The following is a 17,463-nucleotide window of genomic DNA, read 5'->3' as shown; positions in this document are numbered from 1 at the left end:
AAAGCAGCCCACTCTCTCGCGAAAGTGGGCTGCTTGATTTCCTGTAAAGTAAGTTCGAAACTGGATTAACAGCTACGACTTGACACGTCACTTAGATATTTAATACAAGGTGGTTGTCCCAACCGATTCCCGAACAGACACGCCTTCCTGAATAAACGAAAGCAAATCCTGCGTCAGCCGATCTTTCTCCGTAACGAACAACCCGTGCGGAGCACCATCATAGACGATGTACTGGGCATTAGGCAGCGCATTGGCAGTCCGCTCACCCGAGGCTTCGATGGGCACTGTCTTGTCAGAATCGCCGTGAATAATTAAAGCAGGTACCTGAATCTGGGTCAGATCATCCCGAAAATCGGTCTCGGCAAATGACTTCGCGCATTCGAGTGTTGCCTTGTGAGAGGCTACGTAAGCACGGGTAAAATCGCCGTCGAGATGCGCTTGACTAACAGGCTTGCTGATCAGATTTACACCGTAGAACTGCTTGCCGAATGTTTGTAGAAAAGCAGCCCGGTCTTTCTTTATATTTTCAGTAATTTCGTCAAAAACGTCTTTATCGACGCCATCTGGGTTGTCCTCTGTCTTGAGCAGATAAGGTGTAACCGCACTAATGAAAGCAACTTTGGCTACCCGTGCGCCCCCGTGACGACTCATGTATCGCGCTACTTCGCCACCACCCATTGAGAAACCTACCAGGGTAACGTTCTGGAGATCCAGTTCGTCGAGTACGGCTTTCAAATCATCGGCCAGGGTATCGTAATCATACCCATCCCAGGGTTGGCTCGATTTGCCAAAACCACGGCGGTCGTAAGCTACCACGCGCAGGCCATGGGCGGGTAATTCGGCCAGTTGGTAATCCCACATTTCGTGGCTCAAAGGCCAGCCGTGAATCAGTACGACCGTTGATCCGGCAGTGCTGGTACCTAAATCCTGATAAAAGAGTTTAATGTCATTCCCGAAGGCATCGGTTCCTGATTTAATGTAGCTCATAACGTATTTAATTTTGTCGAGTTATTCGATTTACTAAATAGAACTATAGCTACGAAAAATAGTTGGGAACGGATTTGCCAATGAATCATTTTTCAAACACACTCACATCAATACCCCTTGAAAAACCTCATCCAGTCGGGAAACGGGATTGATGTCGATCTTATAACTCTTTGTATCTAATCCTTTCAGATTGTATTTGGAGATGAACATTTTCTTAAAGCCCAGCTTTTCGGCCTCAGCAATGCGCGATTCGATCCGGCTTACGGCCCTCACCTCGCCCCCTAACCCAATTTCGGCGGCAAAGGCCACGGAGGGCGGAATAGCAATGTCTTCGTAACTGGACACAATGGCGGCACAGACGGCCAGGTCGATGGCCGGGTCTTCTACCCGAAGCCCTCCCGCAATGTTCAGGAATACGTCCTGCTGACCCAACCGAAAACCACCCCGCTTTTCCAGAACAGCCAGTAACATATTGAGCCGCTTGGCATCGAAACCGGTGCTGCTGCGCTGCGGAGTGCCGTAGGTAGCCACACTCACCAGTGCCTGGGATTCAATCATGAGGGGTCGGTTACCTTCCAGCATCGACCCGATGGTGACACCACTAAGGGCTTCGTCGCGCTGCGAAATCAGAATTTCGGATGGGTTGGTTACCTGCCGGAGGCCGGAACCGAGCATTTCATAAATACCCAGTTCGTCGGTGCTGCCGAATCGATTTTTAGTCGTCCGAAGTATGCGGTAGGTGGTATGGCGGTCGCCTTCAAAGGTCAGCACGGTATCCACCATGTGTTCGAGCACTTTCGGTCCGGCCAGCGATCCTTCTTTGGTGATGTGGCCAATCATGAACACCGGCACACCACTCTCTTTGGCATATTTCATAAACTCGGCCGTGCATTCACGCACCTGCGAGACACTACCTGCCCCTGCCTCTACCAGCGACGACTGCATGGTTTGAATGGAGTCGATAATGAGCACTTCCGGTTCAAAGTGTTCGACCACCCGGAAAATGTTCTGGGTTGAGGTTTCCGTCATCACGTGGCAATCGCTGGTTGGGGCATCCAAACGTTCGGCCCGCATTTTTATCTGCTGCTCACTTTCTTCGCCAGACACGTACAATACCCGAAGCCCGGCCAGACTCAACGCAATTTGCAGCAATAGGGTCGACTTGCCAATGCCCGGTTCTCCGCCGATCAATACGAGAGAGCCAGCCACAATACCGCCACCCAACACCCGGTTGAGCTCACCATCGGTCGTTGTAATGCGCGGTTGCTCTTCATAGTTGATAGCATGAATGGCTTTGGGCTTGGCGGCTACTTTCAGGCCACCCGGCCCGGCTGATGGGCTGCGCCAGCCGCCTTTTTCGGGTTCGTCTTTCTGAACAACTTCCTCAACGATGGTATTCCATTCGCCACAGGCCGCGCAACGGCCCATCCATTTGGCAGACTGATTTCCGCAACTTTGACAAAAAAAGGTGGTTTTTAACTTGGCCATTCTATACGTAGCAGGCAATTATGGGTAGGTAACGGGAAATTATTTTCGGAGCAATTAAACTACCAAAGCAATGACGCATCAAAACTCCGGAACGAGGAATTTCAAACTCCTCACGGGTCATTTACAGAACGCCGTTCAATCGAAATAAGTTGATGTGAAGTACCGTTCCAGCCCAATTTACGTTAATCAACCAGCATCTTATTTACACAGCTACGCATGAAAAAAATCCTGCTTTTCGCTTCACTCGTTTTTTTACCGGCCCTGTCGTTTGCGCAGGGCGGTTTTCAGATTGGTATTAAGGGTGGTGTCAATTTATCCAAACTTAGTTTTGGGGATTTCATCAGAACCGGAACTAGTGGAACAGGTGCGCCAACAGTGAATATTGACGGACAAACCTTTCGAAACAACCTGAGCGATAGTTTTGATAGCAAAACGGGTACTTCGTTCGGCATTTATACACGCTTTGGCAAAAACCTGTTCATTCAGCCTGAGTTACTTTACTCGACGCGTTCGGGCCAGTTTGGGGTGATTCGAAATGGGCAAACAGAAACCGTTATCGTGAAGACTACGAGTTTTGATGTTCCCCTGCTGCTGGGGATCAAGGGTGGGCCAATCCGAGTGGTGGCGGGTCCGGTCATCTCCTTCCGAATCGATGACAATCAGAAGTTGGGGCAGGCGTTGACTCAATATACCAGTGGCAGCCTAAACGATGCCTGGTCTAAAGCCTATTATGGGTATCAGGTAGGCGGTGGACTCGACCTTGGTTCGCTTGGGATTGATGTACGTTACGAGGGCAACCTCTCAGACATTGCCCAGATTGAAGATAACCAGGGCAAATTCAGCCAGCGCCTGAAGTCATGGCAGATTACGCTGGCGTATAAATTATTCTGAAACAGTCAGAAAGTCAAAACAGTCAGAAAGTGGCTGGTGCGAGATTTTGCTTTCGCGCCAGCCACTTTCTGACTGTTTTGACTTTCTGACTGATTAACTTAATTCAACAACCGGAGCCAATACTGGGCAAGGCGTTGTGAAATATCTTTCATTCGCCGACGTGAGATGGCAACCTCACGACCATCGGCCATTCGTACCTGGCGTTCGCGGTTGAAGATAGTGCGCTGAACGTACGCCAGGTTAACGATATATGATTTATGAATACGCAGAAATATCGAGCCGTCCAGCGTTTTCTCAAACTCTTTCAGGGTCTTGGATACCAGGTATCGTTTACGATCACGAGTGTGCAGGAACGTATAATTTCCCTCGCCCTGAAGACACAGTATGTCATCAACCGAGATGAAAATGGTGCGGTTTAAATAGGGCAGTGCAATACGTTGCGAGCCCCGCTGATAAGACGTTGGAAACTGAGGAACAACGGCAAGTGGCTGAGTCGAGGAGAAAATTGTGGAGTCCATAGCAGAGAATAGTTTATGTTCAGAGTCCTGGTTGCTGACCGGTGAAACAAAACTACCTCATAGCCGCTTTTTCGAAAAGGGACGGCCTGATGAGTAAGGGCTGAAAATTTATTCAACCAATTACTAATCAGGCCGTTAGAGTTTATATTCCTCTTTTCTTCGGGTGAATGTACCCAACTCAATGCGTAAAACTACGTGGTTGAGCGGACTGTATATTTCCCACATTTTGGTGGAAAAATAAGTAGTCTTTATTAGCTAACCACTACAGGTTGGAAATCACGAATACGATCCATGAACACTTGCGCGCGTCGGCGTGAAATTTTCACTTGCTGACCATCTGTCAATTCAAGCTCACCTTCTTTTTTAATGAAAAATTTGCGCACGAAAACGAGGTTGACAATGCATGATTTATGTACACGAACAAATGCCTGTCCATCAAGAAGTGTTTCGTATTCTTTAAGTGTACGGGAAACCAACATTTTTGTGCCGTCTTTCAAAAAGAAGTTGGTGTAATTACCACAACCTTCCAGACGGACAATTTCATCTACAGAAACGGTCCGTTTGCGATCATAAAACGGAATGAGAAGCTTTTGCAAACAAGTAGAATCGGCAATTTTTTCCACACTTTTGTGGAAAGGCCTAGACATATTATCAAAAAGAGAGTCGTTAGCGAATGCGTTCATAAGCGTTTTATGAGATGATTGTTTAGTGATAATTTCCAACTGATAATCAGGGAGTTAATGGGCATTTTCATATCTGAAAACAACTCTTTAAACGCCCTTTTGTACTTAATATATTCGCAAGAATCAGACCTAGTTCTGAAAATACGTTTATAGGCATAGGATTCTAGCTTATGTTAGTTATGGATCAATAGTTTTTGACCAGACAATAAAGAAACATAGAGTAACCAGTTAGCAGAATTGTTCAATTATGCCTTACCTGACTGCGTAAGGAAAGCCCCAACCCGTGGTCATGGCTTCGAATCCTCTCCACAGTTTTATGTACCTTTGTCTTAACAAGTAGTGAAACACGTAGTATATGCTGGATAAAGTAAGAGACATCCACCAGGAAATTGAACAATTCGATATTAAGTCGCCGGAACATCTGGAACAGTTTCGCATGCGGTTTATCAGCCGTAAAGGCGTTATAACAGAATTATTTGAGGGCCTGAAGAGTGTTCCTCAGGCCGACCGCCGTGCGGTTGGGCAGGAGTTGAATGGACTGAAAAATTTTGCTCAGGAACGCTTCGACCAATTCAACCAACTGGTTGAAGAGCAACGCACAGCCGCTAGCAGTGCTCCACCAATTGACCTTACCCTGCCTACCCTCCCTAACTTAACGGGTACCCAGCACCCCTTGAGTCTGGTTCGGCAACGGATTATCCAGATTTTTGAGCGTATTGGCTTTAATGTTGCCGACGGCCCGGAGATCGAATCAGACTGGTATAATTTTGGTGCCCTGAACTTCCCGGACAATCACCCCGCCCGTGATATGCAGGACACATTTTTTGTTGAAAAAGCCGCCGATGGTGCTCCGTCCGACATGCTCCTTCGTACGCACACCTCAAACGTGCAGATTCGGTTGATGGAGCGACAGAAACAGGCGGCAACATTCCAGCCTATCCGGTCAATTATGCCGGGGCGCGTCTATCGAAATGAAACCATTTCGGCGCGGGCACACTGCATGTTCCATCAGGTTGAAGGTATTTACATTGACCGGAATGTTGGGTTCAAAGACCTCAAGGATACGCTGTATCATTTCGTGAAGGAGATGTTTGAGCCCGGTACACAAATCCGGTTCCGCCCCTCTTACTTTCCATTCACGGAGCCAAGCGCCGAAATTGACATTTCGTGTCAGATCTGTGGCGGCAAAGGCTGTAACATTTGCAAACATTCGGGCTGGGTTGAAATTGCCGGTTCGGGCATGGTTGACCCACAGGTTATTGCCAACTGTGGTATCGACCCCGAGGAATACACAGGCTTTGCGTTTGGTATGGGTATCGAACGCATCACGCAGTTGAAATACGTTGTGAATGACCTGCGCCTTTACACCGAAAACGACGTGCGTTTCCTGCGTCAATTTGAAGGACTTTAAATCAATGATAGAATACCTGAATGAGTGAATGAGTGAATAACTATTCCAGTCTTTTCACAACAGCCTGATCATTCACTCATTCAGGCATTCTATCATTCACTCATTGATTATGTCTCCCATCCGCCTTTCTGATTTAGCCTTTACCCTCGAAGCCGTCATTGACGAAGCCTTCGGCCAGAAAGCCGTGTGGGTAGTGGCCGAAACCAGTGATATTAAAAACTACCCAGACCGGGGTTACTGCTTTCTGACCCTGGTTGAACGGGCTACCACGGGCGGTACTTCGGGTCGGGATACGCTGGCTAAGCTCGATGCCTGCATCTGGCGAAAGAACTACCACACAATCGGCGATTTTGAGCGGGCAACGGGCGTGGCCTTCGCTCGTAATATTCAACTATTACTGCTGGTATCCGTAAGTTTCAGCCCGGTGTACGGGTTACGACTCGAAATTCTCAAAATTGACCCGTCGTTTACTCTTGGCAATCTGGAGCGCGAACGGCAGCAGGTACTCGATACGCTCGTTCAAAAACACCCGGAGTTGGTCTGGCTCGAAGCCGGGCAGTACATTACAGCGAATCAACTCCTCCCCCGTCCGTTGGTTATGCAGCGACTGGCGTTGATTACAGCCCCCAATTCGGATGGCTGGCGCGACTTTCGCCATGAGCTGGCGCAAAATCCGTTCGGTTACGACTTTGAAGTCGATGAATACCTAACCCAGGTACAGGGCCAGGGAGCCGAACGCGCTATTTGCAGCCAGCTGGAGCGAATCAGAACCAGCGAGTTGTCGTACGATGCCGTTGTTATTGTACGGGGCGGGGGGTCGCAACTGGATTTTGGCTCATTCGACACTTTTTTAATGGGGCATACCGTAGCTGGTTTCCCAATTCCTGTTCTGGCAGGAATCGGTCACGAACGTAACGTCAGCATTACGGACTTACTTTGCCACCAAAGCGTGAAAACACCCACAAAGGCAGCTGCTTTTCTAATTGAACATAACCGGCAATTTGAAGAAAGCTGTCTGCTACTGCGGGAGCGATTGGGCATTGTTACCCGCGAGGCCTTTCAAACGGCCCGCGAGGATCTTGACCGGGAAACGGAGCGACTACGGTTTGTTACCCAAACCTATTTTCGAGCCTGTCACACAAACCTTACCGAGAAAGCGGTTACCCTGCGCCACCTCGACCCGTCAAATGTACTGCGTCGTGGGTATGCGCTGTTACTTCGTAATGGTCGAATACTGACCCAGACCGCCGATATTCAACCTAATGAATTACTTCAGGTACAGATGTACGACGGAAGTATAAATATTGTCGTTAGTGATTCATAAATCGTCACTACCGACTGACAACCATTAACCAACTATGACTTATCAGGATGCGTATGATCAGCTTGCCACGCTGGTTGATGAGATTGAAAATGAACAGGTTCCGCTGGATGAGCTACCCGGAAAGATTCGATTGGCAAGTGAATTGATTATCTTTTGTCAGGAACGGCTGCGCGCTATTGAAACGGAGTATCAGGACGTTATAGAAAAGTTACCAAAGCGTTGAAATAAGGAATTAATTAATCCCCTGATATGAAACCTTTGCTAAACCTTGCCTAATTTTAGCCCGAGGGTAAATTCCCAAGGTGCTTGGTGTTGTTTTGGCTGTGTGTTTCTTGACAAGCACTGTTATTTGCCTGATTGAGTCGTTGTCCTATGAATTTATTTGCTAATCTGACTAATGTTTTAAACTCGGAGGTTTTGTCTCGTATAGCGATCTATATCGATGAGCCTATCGAAAAAACAAGCAAAGCCATTGATGGCCTTGTGTACACGATTGTGGGGGGGTTAATGAAACGCACAACCAGTGAAATTGGCGTCAATCAGCTATTTAACCATATTCAAAAAGGCCGTTACGACGGGGCTTCTCTTGATAACCTGGCAACTGTTCTTCGTGACCCCGCTCATATGAACATGCTCATTACGCAGGGTAACGATGTGATCAGTCATCTACTGCCTGCCATGAAGAGTTCGATAGGCAGCATGATTTCAGGGTATGCCAACATCCGTAACTCGTCGGCCATTTCGCTGCTGGGTTTAACAACAACCATTGTTCTTCAGGTTCTTGGTAAACAGGTAAAAGAGCAGAAATTAGATGCCGATGGGCTGGCAGCTACCCTTTTCACGGAACGGGAGTCATTTGTCAACATCGTGCCAGAGTCCTTTATGCCCCAACTGGTCGATAAAGTAGGTCTTCATCAGATAGTTGCTGGTGCAGCCGGACCCGCCCGGCGCACACCGGCCGAAGTAACCAGTAAGCCTGTTGCTACGGCAGCGCCTGTCCGTCCGGCAATAACTTATGACGTTACAGACGATTCGGATGGTGATAATGGAACGCTGACAAAATGGGGGGTTGGCATACTAATCGCCCTGGCATTGGCTTTTGGAGGGTATTACCTCTACCAAAACACCCAGAAATACTCGGATGGACAGGACGAAACAGCCGATCTTAATACCGTTACCAGCGATACGATTCAGGCCGATACCGTAACCCGGTCGCTGGCGGTACCTAAAGAGCAGGCAGCCGCAACAACCCCAAAGTCGGCAACGGCGGCCCCCGGAACCCCGGCAACAGCGGTATCGGCAACAGCGGCCGCCGGGAACCTGACCCGAGAAATGACGCCTTATCTTACTAATCCAACGTTACCCAAAGGAAGGGTCTTTGCGTTGCCGGGTATAGCCTTTCAACCGGGTTCACTGTCTATGACAGCCACGTCGCAGACATCCATCAACGAATTATCGACCTTATTAAAAACATATCCCCAACTACAGATTCAACTGGTTGGTTACGCTAATGATGCACAGGGTGGCGTAACTAACAAAGGGCTGTCGTTTAAACGGGTAAATTTGATCAAGCAGCAGTTGATTACATCGGGCATTAACTTCCAGCGCGTTGACGCTATTGGGCGCGGAACAGGTGTTATGCGAACTGATACATCGCGTATTCCTAAACCAAGTATGCGCAAGATCGTGATGCGAGTTGTTGTCAAGTAACAGCCACTTTAACAAAAGCCGGTTAACAAGATGGCGGCCCACTGAGTGGGCCGCCATCTTGTTAGGAGTTTTCTACCGGAAACTTGGTAAATACCTTACCAACCGCTTCGTCGATCTGAGCGGAAGTGACGCCCTTTTTACCCAGCACACTCAATACCGCAGCATCCCAGATAAGATTCTCTTTTCGGGCATCAACAATATGTATGCTAAGCGTACCTTCCCGGTACGTACCAACCGGCACATCCTGACTCTGCCAGTGATAGCGATACTGGCCAATATACCGGGGAGCTTCATAAATAGTTGTCTGGCGGGTTTGTGTTTTCTCATTCACCACCGCGCCAATATTTACCAGCAGATCCGGTTGCCCGGCAGCACGATTGTCGCCCACTGGCCGATACCCCCGCTTCGTCAACTCGGTCGTTACGGCTCGTTTGACCTGCTCCATCGCTGAACGGTACTCAATCGTTCCCGGCGCGGGATCAACCCGGCTGGTATCCACAAACGAAAAGGTTCGGTAGGTAGTCCAGGGGGCCGCATTGTCGCGTTCATTTCGCACAATGCGGTAGGGCGAACAGGCGGTTACGCCCATCATTAACAGCAAAATAAACCCTTGTATCGTTTTCATAACATCATGATCTGTACGTGTAAGTAGAACGTTGGGCAACCCCTTTTTGTGCCCAAAAATTTGACTACGGCTTGTGGGTAAACAGGAGATGGTCAAAACAACTTTCGCTGGTTGCAGTTCCTTAGGGGAAGTGTGTACTCACTAACCAACACTAGATTATGAACTCAGAAACAGGAAAGACTGCCCTGATTACCGGTGCCTCCAGCGGCATTGGTCAGGAACTCGCCAAACTTTTCGCACAGGATGGCTATAACCTGGTTTTAGTAGGCCGCAGCGACGAAAAACTCGACCGACTGGGCGAAGTCTTCAAAAGCAACTACGGTACCGATCAGGTCACTGTCATTACGAAAGACCTTTCGCAGGAGGATGCCGCTCAGGATGTGTACAACCAGGTAAAAGCAAAAGGGATTACGGTTAATGTACTAGTTAATGATGCGGGGGTTGGTCTATATGGCCTGTTCGCAACGGATACCGACTGGGAGCGGGAAAAGTCGATGATTCACCTCAACGTGCTGTCGCTGACGCAGATGACCAAGCTGTTTCTGTACGATATGCTGGCTCGTAATGAAGGTAAAATTCTGAATCTGGCCTCGCTTTTGTCGATTACCCCTTCGCCGTTGATGGCTGTCTATGCCGGTACGAAAGCGTATGTCTACAACTTCACACAGTCGCTGGTTAATGAGCTGAAAGACACGAACGTAAGCATCACGGCCCTGCTACCCAACGCAACCGATACCGATTTCTTTAATAAGGCAAATGCCGAGAACACGAAAATAACCGACGAGTTACAAGACCCCGTCATGGTTGCAAAAGCGGGCTACGACGCCCTCATGGCGGGTAAACCTAAGGTTGTACCCGGCGGTCTGAAAAACAAATCGTACGAAGTAATGGCGTATGTAGCTCCGCAGGAAGCGTTGGCGGCTCTGATGCGCGATAAGATGTCGCAAAAACCGGAACCGGAAGAAAAAGAACCAACCATTTCGCTTGCGTGGGGAATCGGCTTCGGGATTGCCGTCATTGCAGGTATCGCGTTGACAATTGGCTACAAAAACGCCAGCCCGTACGACAAGGTACGGTATAAATACAAAGCAAAATCGGCAGGTGATGCGCTGTCCAACACCCTGTCGTCGGTGTTCGACAAAGTAGCCCATAGCGTTGTAGATGCCTACCAGACCACGAAAGGTAAAGCAGAAAAATTTGCGCATAAGGAAGAGGAAATGCTGGAAGAAGCAACCGCCTAAAGTAAACCGGATGTCTAATTTTATTGACCCAATAAGCACCTGTCCGGGCTTATTGGGTCTCCTTATTTCAGACTCAACATATCATGAAAAACTCATCACTTTGGCGAATTGCCGCAGCCGTGTTCGCCGTGGGCACCATCATTTACACAACAACATCCAGCAGCCGGTCGCGGCAGCAGAGCAAGGCGCGTCATGAGGCCGACCAAAGTGGGTCTGAATATGAATATGACGTGCCCATAGAGTACGAGAACGTATTTGAGAAAAATATGATCGTGCCTGCTGGCTGGGCGTTTGGCGTGGTTTGGTCAACTATCTATTCAGGTCTGGCGGCATTGATGGTTCATCAGGCCTTGCCTTCGCAGGAAAACAACCCGCGTTATAAGAAGGCATTGCCCTGGTGGCTGGCCAGCTGGACGCTTAATGCTATTTTCGGCCGGTACTTCTCCCAGAATGATCCCCAAAGCATTGTCATTTCCGATCTGACAACGAAGTTTAATCTACCAGCGGCTTTAGGCCTTCACCAAAGCCTTGAAATTGGCAAAACCGAGGTGTCTGGTCCAGAGAAATATCTTCGTATCCCGGTCAGTTTATACGCAGGCTGGCTCACTGCAGCAACGGTTGTTGGTACGCCAAATACCATCCTGACGCTGAATGCCTGGGAGCCCGACGAGGAGCGTGATGAACCCGTTTCGGCGGGGATTCTGAGCGCCACCGCTGGAGCCGGTTACCTCATTGCGAATCGACTGAATGACCCCTGGTATATGGTACCCTTCGTTGCGGGCTTTGGCGGTATAGCAACCCGTCAGTGGACGAAAGAGCCCATTGTCGGCTGGACGGCAGCCATGCTGGCCGCTGCCTACGTTGGACTACTGGCGTATTGGCTCCCCAAAGGGAAATTCCATGACTATGGCCAACGGGTTGTTGACGATGTAGAAGCCGAAGTAATTTCGGGACCCGTCGAAACCTGGGAGCCTCATCAGGCAGAAATTGCCCGGGAACGGATGAAGCCTATAGAAGCCGAAGGGCTCGATTAACTGTAAAGCCGCCTTGCGAAAACAGGGCGGTTTTTTTGATGATAGGACTTTTGCTTTGACCCGTGCCACGGTTATATTGTGAGTCTGGGGTAACCGTGGCGCGGGCCTAAGCGAAAGTCCTGGATGACTATTTTTTTGGATAACCCCGTTAGGGGTGGCCTGTTAATAGACGAAAAAACCTTTATTCTCTCCCCAGCCCCGTCAGGGGCGACCTAGGCAAAAGTATGCCATAGAGTAGGTCGCCCCTAACGGGGCTTTGAAAACGTAGCCCTAATGCATCGTTTCTATTGACAGGACGCCACTACGTGACTCTGTTGCAGGTCATGTTCTTCTATTAATTGGGAAATTTGACCTTATCATCCTACCTCAAGAAGGGCAATTAAACCGCTGGATTTGTACAGCCGCACCTACTATTAACGACTTACTAAGGCTCTCCGCCGTTATTTCCGGTTTTATAGACCTGTTCGATAGAAAAACGCCAAAATGGCGCATTCCTGACTAAAAATCGCGTTTTTCCAGCCAAATTGTCCCGAAAACCAGCCCGGTACATGATTTGTTACTAGGTAGTCATACAGTCAATAACCCAATCGCAACAGCGAACAACCTAACTACCGTCATGGACTTTAAAAATTACACCATAAAAGCCCAGGAGGTCGTGCAGAAGGCATCGGAGATTGCCCTCGGCAACGGCCAGCAAGCTATTGAAACGGGGCACCTGCTTCAGGCTATTCTGTCGGAAGATGAGAATGTTGTCGGTTTTATCGCCAAAAAGACCGATGTTAATCTACAGAATACCACTGCTGCTCTACAGGCCATTTTAACTACCTACCCCAAAGTATCGGGCGGTACCAATGGTGTCTACCTGAGCAACGATACAGCCGCTGCTTTTGCCAAAGCCACCAGTTACACCAAAGAGTTCGGCGACGAATTTGTGAGCGTCGAGCTGATGTTGCTGGGACTTATGGGCGGTAAAGATCAAATTGCGACCTTGTTAAAAGATGCCGGTTTCAACGAGAAACAAACGAAAGCGGCCATAAAGGAACTTAGAAAAGGAAATTCGGTGAAAGACCAGAACGCAGAAGCTAAATATCAATCCCTGGAACGGTTCAGCGTTAACCTGAACGAACGCGCCCGCACGGGTAAAATTGACCCGGTGATTGGCCGCGATGAAGAGATCCGGCGGGTACTGCAAATCCTGAGTCGCCGTACCAAAAACAATCCGATCCTGCTTGGTGAGCCGGGCGTCGGTAAAACTGCTATCGTAGAAGGACTCGCCCAGCGTATTGTATCGGGCGACGTTCCGGAAAACCTGAAATCTAAAACCATCGTCTCGCTCGACATGGGTCTGCTCATTGCGGGTGCCAAGTATAAAGGTGAGTTCGAGGAACGTTTGAAAGCCGTTATTAAAGAAGTGACGGATTCGGACGGTGAGATCATTCTCTTTATCGACGAAATCCATACGCTTGTTGGTGCCGGAGCCGGTGGCGAAGGTGCTATGGATGCGGCTAACCTGCTGAAACCGGCCCTGTCGCGCGGTGAGTTACACACCATTGGTGCCACCACGCTGAAGGAATACCAGAAATACATCGAGAAAGATAAAGCCCTTGAACGCCGTTTCCAGGCCGTTGTCGTTGATGAACCCGACATGCCCGATGCCATTTCGATTCTTCGCGGTATCAAGGACAAGTACGAACTCCACCACGGCGTTCGGATTAAAGACGATGCGGTAATCGCGGCCGTTGAACTTTCGACGCGCTACATCACCGACCGCTTTCTGCCGGATAAAGCCATCGACCTTATGGATGAGGCAGCTGCCAAACTTCGTCTGGAAATGGACTCGGTTCCCGAAGAGCTCGACGAGCTGAACCGGCGCATCATGCAGCTTGAGATTGAGCGAGAAGCCATCCGTCGTGAAAACGACAAGGAAAAAGAAACCGTCCTCAACAAGCAGATCGAAGACCTGAGCGAACAACGGAACGACCTCAAAGCCCGCTGGGAAACCGAAAAGGCATCGGTCAACGAAGGGCGAACGCTTAAAGAGCAACTCGATCAGTTACGCTTCGAAGCCGAACAAGCCGAACGAACCGGTGATTATGGTAAAGTAGCTGAAATCCGTTACGGTCGTATCCCCGAAATCGAGAACAAACTGAACGCGCTCTCGAAAGAAGGGAATGACAAGGATTCGTCCGACAGGATGATGCAGGAAGAGGTTACCGCCGAGGACATTGCCGAAGTAGTGGCCAAATGGACGGGCATTCCTGTCTCGAAAATGCTGCAAAGCGATCGCGAGAAACTGCTCAATCTGGAAAAAGAACTGGGCAAACGCGTAGCCGGACAAGCTGAAGCCATTGAAGTTGTGGCCGATGCCGTTCGTCGAAGCCGGGCCGGCATGCAGGACCCCAAACGACCAATCGGTTCGTTTATCTTCCTCGGCACAACCGGCGTCGGTAAGACCGAAGTAGCCCGGACGCTGGCCGAATACCTGTTCAACGACGAGAACGCGCTGGTGCGGATCGACATGTCGGAATACCAGGAACGCCACGCTGTTAGTCGGCTGATTGGTGCTCCTCCGGGCTATGTAGGTTACGACGAAGGCGGTCAATTGACCGAAGCTGTCCGTCGGAAACCGTACTCAGTAGTGTTACTGGACGAAATTGAGAAAGCACACCCCGATGTTTGGAACATCTTGCTGCAAGTGCTCGACGAAGGGCGTCTGACGGACAACAAAGGCCGTGTGGCGAACTTCAAGAACACGATCATCATCATGACCTCCAACATTGGCAGTCACCTAATTCAGGAGAAGTTTGCCGAAGACGAAGGCTGGAACCACACGCTGGTGCTGGAAGAAGCGAAGTCGGCGGTGATGGAATTGCTAAAACAAACCATCCGCCCCGAGTTCCTGAACCGGATTGACGAAATTGTGATGTTCGAGCCGCTGACCAAAGCCAACATTCGCAAGATCGTTGATATTCAGTTCCGCCAGATCAAGCAGCGGTTAGCTGAAAACGGCATCCAGCTCGACGCGACGGACGAAGCGCTAACCAAACTCGGCGAAGAAGGGTTCGACCCGCAGTTTGGTGCCCGTCCGCTGAAACGGGTACTGCAACGCCGAATCCTTAACGAACTCTCGAAGAGTATTCTTTCGGGCGAGGTCAAGAAAGACTCAGTGGTGCTCATGGAGTTGACCCACGACGGCGAAATTGCCTTCACCAATCTGGATGCTGAGATTGAATTGTAAGTGATTTCCAGATAAGAAAGCCCGGCTCCTGCGAAGTGGCCGGGCTTTCTTGTTATATCTGTATATTTCCGTGATCAACACTCTTAATTGGCAGCCTCGTCATTCCTTTTTATATTTGAATAAATACACGAAGCCATGAATTTGCAAGTCATTCACGATAGCAAGGGAAATCCAACTGGTATTTTTATTCCAATGCCCGATTGGAAAGAGCTTAAGAAGCAGTATGCTGATCTGGAACAGTATGAAATCGGTGAGCCAACGAAAGAGCAACTGATTACTGAGTTGAAAGAAGCTATTCAGGAACTAAAAGCCGTTGAACAAGGGACTAAACAAGCGCGGCCTTTAGCCGATCTGCTCAATGAGTTATGAAATCCTGACGTTATCCGTTTTTGATAAACAGTTGAAACGGCTAGCTAAAAAGTACTCGTCTATTAAAGCCGATTTAATACGTTTAAGCCAAGAGTTGACGAACAATCCCACACTGGGTAAATCACTGGGCAACAATTTATACAAAGTAAGGCTTGAAATTACCTCAAAACGCACTGGCAAATCAGGCGTAGCACGCGTCATCACGTATGTCAAGATAATAGATGAGACGATTATCCTATCTTTTATCTATGACAAAGCCGAACGGAATACACTATCTGAGGGTGAACTGGACGATTTATTACAACTGCTGAAAGATGATTAAAGAGATTCCGTGGTGCTGATGGAGTTGAGCCATAACGGCAAGTTTGAGATTGATACAAACAAGAAGCCCGGCTACTGAATAGTAGCCAGGCTTCTTGTTTTCATATTTTCCTACCGCGCCAACCCATCCCGCTTAGCGCGGTCCCGTACGCGTTGGGCGCGGCTCGCACTATCGGGGTGAGTAGATACTATAGCAGCCACTTTGCCACCCTGCCCGCCACCGCTCTGTTTGGCAAGTTTCTCGAACGAGGTAGCCAGCGCCATCACGTTGTAGCCGTTCTTTTTCAGAAAATCATAGCTATAATCATCCGCTTCGGTCTCCTGATTACGACTGAATTTCGCACCCAGCAGATAATCGGCAGCCGTACCCAGTTGCGAGCGCGACAGCTTTCCAATGGCTCCCGAAGTTGACCCAAACAGATTTCGGATAGCCGACCGGTTCAAGGAGCTTTTCATGGCATCGCGCGAATCGCGGTTGACTACGTGACCGATTTCGTGCCCCATAATGGCCAGCAACTCATCATCGGTCATGATGTCCATCAGCCCTTTAAACACCCGTACGCTTCCATCAGCGGTAGCAAAGGCGTTAACATCAGCCACTTTATATACTTTGTAATTGATGGGCAAGCCGCCGATAGTCTGGTGCCGACTGACGATTTTATTAAGTCGGACGGCATAGGGGTCATTAGCGGCAGCTACCGGATTCTTGGCATCCATTTCTTTAATGGATGCCCTCGACAACTCGACTACCTGGGCATCTGACAAGGTAGCCGACGTAGCGGCCTGCATAAGTGCCTGCATTACGCTGGGACTCGAATCTGACTGCGCCCGGCTCACTCCCGAAGCCAGAGCCAGCACAAAAAATAGACTGGTTATGTATTTCATACGTTGAATGGTTTAGCTATTCGTAGCTGGTTTCTCTGCTATCGAATGCATTCTATTGACTTTTTTTTGATCAAAAAGTTTAGTCGGAATACTTAACGGGTCATAAATCAGCTGGTCTACCAACGCTTACAAACCGAAGTTAGGGGCTAGGAAAGTGCCATAAAAGCAGATTTCTGCCAGAATTTGCCGGAGGAGAATTTCGTTGGCATTTTTGCTGATTGAAGGGACGTCTTCTTCAAACTACCAACCGTCAAACAACCCAATGAAAGAGCAATCACGCCGAAATTTTGTCAAAAATACCGTTGCTGCCGGACTAACGGCGAGCTTACCAACGGTAGAAACAGCCCCGAAAGAGATGTTTGTTCACCACGTTTTCTTCTACCTGAAAAATGCAGGCGACGAGGCCGATAAGGCCAAATTGCTGGAAGGCCTGAACAAACTGGCCAAGTGCCCAACCATAAAGATGGTACACATCGGCACCCCAGCCGGTACAACCCGCAGCGTTATCGAGCGTTCATATGCCTACTCGTGGCTGTGCTTTTTCGATAGTGCCGCCGATGAAGAAGCGTATCAGAAACACCCCATCCACGACGACTTCCGGAACAACTACGCGTCGCTCTGGGAGAAGGTCGTCATCTATGATTCTGTAGGCCCGAAGCGATAGAAAAGTTAGTATTAGGAGTGAGGAGTGAGGAGTGAGGAGCGAGGAGCCGTCCGGCGGCAAAAAATATGCGTCAG

At 49.2% G+C, this 17,463-nt stretch carries 17 protein-coding genes; 11 read left to right on the top strand and 6 right to left on the bottom strand.

Translation table 11 applies throughout. The features are described 5' to 3' along the window. Positions 1-99: 99 nt before the first annotated feature. Positions 100-987, bottom strand: a complete 888-nt coding sequence (locus CRO74_RS01415) for an alpha/beta fold hydrolase (protein WP_097124224.1) — start codon at positions 985-987, stop codon at positions 100-102. A gap of 102 nt (positions 988-1,089) precedes the next feature. Further along, positions 1,090-2,475, bottom strand: a complete 1,386-nt coding sequence (radA, locus tag CRO74_RS01410; RefSeq protein WP_097124223.1) for a DNA repair protein RadA — start codon at positions 2,473-2,475, stop codon at positions 1,090-1,092. A 216-nt stretch (positions 2,476-2,691) separates the two neighbouring features. On the opposite strand from radA, the gene CRO74_RS01405 reads away from it, so the two are divergent. Next, on the top strand, positions 2,692-3,366 hold the full coding sequence (locus CRO74_RS01405) for an outer membrane beta-barrel protein (protein ID WP_097124222.1): 675 nt from the start codon (positions 2,692-2,694) through the stop codon (positions 3,364-3,366). Positions 3,367-3,464: 98 nt separating this feature from the next. On the opposite strand, the gene CRO74_RS01400 is transcribed toward CRO74_RS01405, so the two are convergent. Together CRO74_RS01400 and CRO74_RS01395 are read right to left on the bottom strand one after the other, a co-directional pair. After that, on the bottom strand, positions 3,465-3,884 hold the full coding sequence (locus tag CRO74_RS01400) for a LytR/AlgR family response regulator transcription factor (protein WP_097124221.1): 420 nt from the start codon (positions 3,882-3,884) through the stop codon (positions 3,465-3,467). A gap of 251 nt (positions 3,885-4,135) precedes the next feature. After that, on the bottom strand, positions 4,136-4,567 hold the full coding sequence (locus CRO74_RS01395; RefSeq protein WP_097124220.1) for a LytR/AlgR family response regulator transcription factor: 432 nt from the start codon (positions 4,565-4,567) through the stop codon (positions 4,136-4,138). A gap of 355 nt (positions 4,568-4,922) precedes the next feature. Here CRO74_RS01395 and pheS point away from each other — a divergent pair, with 355 nt between their 5' ends. From pheS to CRO74_RS01375, 4 genes are all read left to right on the top strand, one after another. Continuing rightward, entirely contained in the window at positions 4,923-5,978 is a 1,056-nt protein-coding gene (pheS, locus tag CRO74_RS01390; protein WP_097124219.1) for a phenylalanine--tRNA ligase subunit alpha, read from the top strand. 109 nt (positions 5,979-6,087) lie between these two features. Further along, positions 6,088-7,302: an exodeoxyribonuclease VII large subunit gene (locus CRO74_RS01385; RefSeq protein ID WP_097124218.1), complete on the top strand. Its 1,215-nt coding sequence runs from the start codon at positions 6,088-6,090 to the stop codon at positions 7,300-7,302. A 34-nt stretch (positions 7,303-7,336) separates the two neighbouring features. After that, positions 7,337-7,525 (top strand): exodeoxyribonuclease VII small subunit, encoded by a 189-nt coding sequence (gene xseB / locus CRO74_RS01380; protein ID WP_097124217.1) that lies wholly within the window; start codon positions 7,337-7,339, stop codon positions 7,523-7,525. Between the two features lie 149 nt (positions 7,526-7,674). Continuing rightward, a complete protein-coding gene (locus tag CRO74_RS01375; RefSeq protein ID WP_097124216.1) occupies positions 7,675-9,012 on the top strand; it encodes a DUF937 domain-containing protein in 1,338 nt (445 codons plus the stop codon). A 61-nt stretch (positions 9,013-9,073) separates the two neighbouring features. Here CRO74_RS01375 and CRO74_RS01370 read toward each other — a convergent pair whose 3' ends face one another. Further along, positions 9,074-9,637 (bottom strand): DUF4136 domain-containing protein, encoded by a 564-nt coding sequence (locus CRO74_RS01370; RefSeq protein ID WP_097124215.1) that lies wholly within the window; start codon positions 9,635-9,637, stop codon positions 9,074-9,076. Between the two features lie 158 nt (positions 9,638-9,795). On the opposite strand from CRO74_RS01370, the gene CRO74_RS01365 reads away from it, so the two are divergent. The 5 genes from CRO74_RS01365 to CRO74_RS01345 all read left to right on the top strand — a co-directional run bounded on the left by CRO74_RS01365 (position 9,796) and on the right by CRO74_RS01345 (position 15,841). Beyond that, a complete protein-coding gene (locus CRO74_RS01365; protein ID WP_097124214.1) occupies positions 9,796-10,878 on the top strand; it encodes an SDR family NAD(P)-dependent oxidoreductase in 1,083 nt (360 codons plus the stop codon). Between the two features lie 83 nt (positions 10,879-10,961). Continuing rightward, the gene (locus CRO74_RS01360) at positions 10,962-11,912 is read left to right on the top strand and encodes a TspO/MBR family protein (protein ID WP_097124213.1); all 951 of its coding nucleotides are present in this window, start codon (positions 10,962-10,964) and stop codon (positions 11,910-11,912) included. A gap of 616 nt (positions 11,913-12,528) precedes the next feature. Next, positions 12,529-15,150 (top strand): ATP-dependent chaperone ClpB, encoded by a 2,622-nt coding sequence (gene clpB / locus CRO74_RS01355; protein ID WP_097124212.1) that lies wholly within the window; start codon positions 12,529-12,531, stop codon positions 15,148-15,150. Positions 15,151-15,285: 135 nt separating this feature from the next. Beyond that, positions 15,286-15,519, top strand: coding sequence for a hypothetical protein (locus CRO74_RS01350; protein WP_097124211.1), 234 nt, complete (start codon positions 15,286-15,288; stop codon positions 15,517-15,519). Then, positions 15,509-15,841: a type II toxin-antitoxin system RelE/ParE family toxin gene (locus CRO74_RS01345; RefSeq protein ID WP_097124210.1), complete on the top strand. Its 333-nt coding sequence runs from the start codon at positions 15,509-15,511 to the stop codon at positions 15,839-15,841. The genes CRO74_RS01350 and CRO74_RS01345 overlap by 11 nt, the downstream gene beginning before the upstream one ends. Positions 15,842-15,951: 110 nt before the next feature. Here the strand turns inward: CRO74_RS01345 and CRO74_RS01340 are convergent, their stop codons facing one another. Then, positions 15,952-16,725 (bottom strand): M48 family metalloprotease, encoded by a 774-nt coding sequence (locus CRO74_RS01340; protein ID WP_097124209.1) that lies wholly within the window; start codon positions 16,723-16,725, stop codon positions 15,952-15,954. Between the two features lie 262 nt (positions 16,726-16,987). Between CRO74_RS01340 and CRO74_RS01335 the strand changes: the two genes are divergently transcribed. Beyond that, complete coding sequence (locus CRO74_RS01335; protein WP_097124208.1) at positions 16,988-17,389, top strand: Dabb family protein; 402 nt, start codon at positions 16,988-16,990, stop codon at positions 17,387-17,389. Positions 17,390-17,463: the final 74 nt, after the last annotated feature.

Origin of the sequence: Spirosoma fluviale, from assembly GCF_900230225.1 — a bacterium.
Classification (GTDB): Bacteria; Bacteroidota; Bacteroidia; order Cytophagales; family Spirosomataceae; genus Spirosoma; species Spirosoma fluviale.
Note: the sequence above shows the minus strand (reverse complement) of the source record. Positions and strands in the feature narration are given on the sequence as shown.